The organism is Kitasatospora sp. NPDC041988, from assembly GCF_055588525.1.
Genome location: NZ_JBVJCO010000011.1, coordinates 7,054 through 10,261 on the forward strand (window position 1 = coordinate 7,054; position 3,208 = coordinate 10,261).

The following is a 3,208-nucleotide window of genomic DNA, read 5'->3' on the forward strand; positions in this document are numbered from 1 at the left end:
GTGCCCCTCCTCCCCCCCCCCCCCCCCCCCCCCCTCGCCCCCCCCCCCCCCCCCCCCCCCCCCCCCCCCCCCCCCCCCCCCCCCCCCCCCCCCGCAGCGGTCGCGCCGACAGGTCAGTGGATGATGCCGGTGCGCAGCGCGACCGCGACCATGCCGGCCCGGTCGCCGGTGCCCAGCTTGCGGGCGATCCGGGCGAGGTGGCTCTTCACGGTGAGCGCGGAGAGGCCCATCGCGACGCCGATCGCCTTGTTGGACTGGCCCTCGGCGACCAGCCGCAGCACCTCGACCTCGCGGCCGGAGAGCTCCCGGTACGCGGCCTGCTGCGTGCCCGGCGCACCGGGGGCCCCGGGGGCGCCCGGCGCACCGGCCGCACCCGGCACGCCCGGCATGCCGGGACGGCGCATCCGGCCGGCCAGGCCGCCGGCGCCGATCGGCAGGCCGGGACGGCCCGGCATTGCGACGTTGGTCCTGGTCCCGGTGACCACGTAGCCCTTGACGCCGCCGGCCAGCGCGCTGCGGACCGCGCCGATGTCGTCGGCGGCCGAGAGGGCCAGGCCGTTGGGCCAGCCCGCGGCGCGGGTCTCGGCCAGGATGGTCAGCCCGGAGCCGTCCGGGAGATGGACGTCGGCGACGCAGATGTCGCGCGGGGTGGAGACCCGGGGGCGGGCCTCGGCGATCGAGGACACCTCGATCACGTCGCGGACGCCGAGCGCCCAGAGGTGCCGGGTGACGGTGTTTCGGACACGGGGATCGGCGATGACCACCATGGCGGTGGGCTTGGTCGGGCGGTAGGCGACCACGTTTGCGGGGTGCTCAAGAAGGACCGACACCAGGCCTCCTGCGGGGAGTGGCGGACGGAACCCCGATGGGGGCGGTCGGAGTGTTCCGCGTTTGGAAAGGGTCACAGTCTGCTTCGGCAGCAACCGTGCCCGGCTTTAGCGAAAGATCACGATCTAGTGAGTAACAATACGGACAAATCGCGCAGGTGACTGATTACGACATGCCTCGAAATCGCACAAAATCGATCAGATCCGGCGCAGATCAGTCGGTTTCGACCGGTTAATTGACGCAGAGCGGATCCGAAGTCACACTCCGTCAGTCCTGGGGGTGGCGGCGGGCCCGCCGGGGCCGACCGGCCCGGACACCACTCGTCAGTGCGAACGCGGGCGTCGGCGGGCGGGCATCGGGACCACCCCACCGAGTGACGGAACGTCGGCCGCCGGCTGCGGCGCCGTGGCGGCCGGCGGCAGGCCGGCGCTGATGCAGAGCAGATCCCCCCAGGCCGCGAGGTGCCGATCGAAGCGGCCGTCGGCCGGCGTCCAGGACGCCCGGATCTCGATCTCGGTGGACGACGCGCGGTCGGCCAGCGCGCCGAAGTACTGCGAGGCGCACCTGGTCACCGTCCCGGACGGCTCCGCGTACCCGGCGCCGTGCACCTGCAGCGCGTCCAGCAGCCAGGCCCAGCCGACCTCGGAGAGCATCGGGTCGCCGGCCATCTCGGGCTCCAGCTCCGCCCGGGTCATCGTCACCACGCGGAAGTCCCCGTTCCAGGCCTCCTGCCCGGCCGGGTCGTACAGCAGCACCAGCCGGCCGTCGGCCAGCTCCTCGCCGTCCACCTCCACCGAGGCGGTCAGCGCGAAGGCGTGCGGGGCGAGCCGGCGCGGCGCCGGGGCGGGGGAGAGTTCGAGCTCGGGACGCAGCCGCGCCCCTGTCAGAGCCTCGACCGCGGCCCGGAACTCACTCGGCGCCGCCTCCCGATTCGTTCCGCCACCTGTTCCGCCACCCTGTGCGGGGTGCCCGCCGACCGCTGCCATGACCCGAAGACTAGGTCGAAAACCTGGGTAATCGCCGTAACTTCTGCCTGTGCGGCGTGCCGGGACGGCAAACCGGCCAGATCTTGGAGGAACCGACGAGCCCGCCCGGGAAGTCCGGTCCGGAGCGCGTGCGAAGATTTGAACCGTGAGCGAGACAACGGCAGACACCACGGCAGCCACCCAGGCTGGCACCACCACCGGTCAGCAGCCCCCCGCGCGCCGCGGCGCCGCGCACGACTCCGCGTTCCTGCGCGCCTGCCGGCACGAGCCGGTGCCGCACACCCCGGTGTGGTTCATGCGCCAGGCGGGCCGCTCGCTGCCCGAGTACCTGAAGGTCCGCGAGGGCATCCCCATGCTGGAGTCCTGCATGCGGCCCGAGCTGGTCAAGGAGATCACCCTCCAGCCGGTGCGCCGGCACAAGGTGGACGCGGCGATCTTCTTCAGCGACATCGTGGTGCCGCTCAAGGCCATCGGCATCGACGTCGACATCAAGCCCGGCATCGGCCCGGTGATCGCCGACCCGATCCGCACCGCCGAGGACCTCAAGCGGCTCCGCCCGCTGGAGCCCGACGACGTCCCGTACATCACCGAGGCGGTCGGCCTGCTCGTCGACGAGCTCGGCTCCACCCCGCTGATCGGCTTCGCCGGCGCCCCCTACACGCTCGCCAGCTACCTGGTCGAGGGCGGCCCGTCCAAGAACCACGAGAACACCAAGGCCATGATGTACGGGCAGCCCGAGCTCTGGGCCGCCCTCGTCGACCGCCTCGCCGACATCACCTCGGCCTTCCTCAAGGTGCAGATCGAGGCCGGCGCCTCCGCCGTCCAGCTCTTCGACTCCTGGGTCGGCTCGCTCGCCCCGGACGACTACCGCCGCTCGGTGATGCCGGCCAGCACCAAGGTCTTCGATGCCGTCGCCGGTTACGGCGTGCCGCGCATCCACTTCGGCGTCGGCACCGGTGAGCTGCTCGGCCTGATGGGCCAGGCCGGCGCGGACATCGTCGGCGTCGACTGGCGGGTGCCGCTGAACGTCGCCGCCGAGCGGGTCGGCCCCGGCAAGGGACTGCAGGGCAACCTCGACCCGGCCGTGCTCTTCGCGCCCACCAAGGCCGTCGAGACCAAGGCCCGCGAGGTGCTGCACGCCGCCCAGGCACTCGGCAGCAGCGGCCACATCTTCAACCTCGGCCACGGCGTGCTGCCCAGCATGGATCCGGACGCGCTCAGCCGGCTGGTCGCGTTCGTGCACGAGGCCAGCGCGCGCTGACCCCCGCACCGGACTTCGCGGCGGGCCCCCTTCCCGGAAGGGGGCGGCGCCCGGTTGTTTTGAGTTGCGTTGGTTTCCTTTTCGTCTTCCCTTTTCTTGTTTTGTGTGGTGGGGTGGTGGCGTCCGGTTCGGT

At 72.5% G+C, this 3,208-nt stretch carries 3 protein-coding genes; 1 reads left to right on the top strand and 2 read right to left on the bottom strand.

Translation table 11 applies throughout. The features are described 5' to 3' along the window. Nucleotides 1-113: 113 nt before the first annotated feature. Complete coding sequence (locus tag ACZ6NC_RS13570) at nucleotides 114-830, bottom strand: LuxR C-terminal-related transcriptional regulator (protein ID WP_405361588.1); 717 nt, start codon at nucleotides 828-830, stop codon at nucleotides 114-116. Between the two features lie 321 nt (nucleotides 831-1,151). Then, nucleotides 1,152-1,814, bottom strand: a complete 663-nt coding sequence (locus ACZ6NC_RS13575) for a DUF3000 domain-containing protein (protein WP_465732151.1) — start codon at nucleotides 1,812-1,814, stop codon at nucleotides 1,152-1,154. 247 nt (nucleotides 1,815-2,061) lie between these two features. Here ACZ6NC_RS13575 and hemE point away from each other — a divergent pair, with 247 nt between their 5' ends. Then, nucleotides 2,062-3,075 (top strand): uroporphyrinogen decarboxylase, encoded by a 1,014-nt coding sequence (gene hemE / locus ACZ6NC_RS13580; protein WP_465547535.1) that lies wholly within the window; start codon nucleotides 2,062-2,064, stop codon nucleotides 3,073-3,075. The last annotated feature ends 133 nt before the right edge of the window (nucleotides 3,076-3,208 follow it).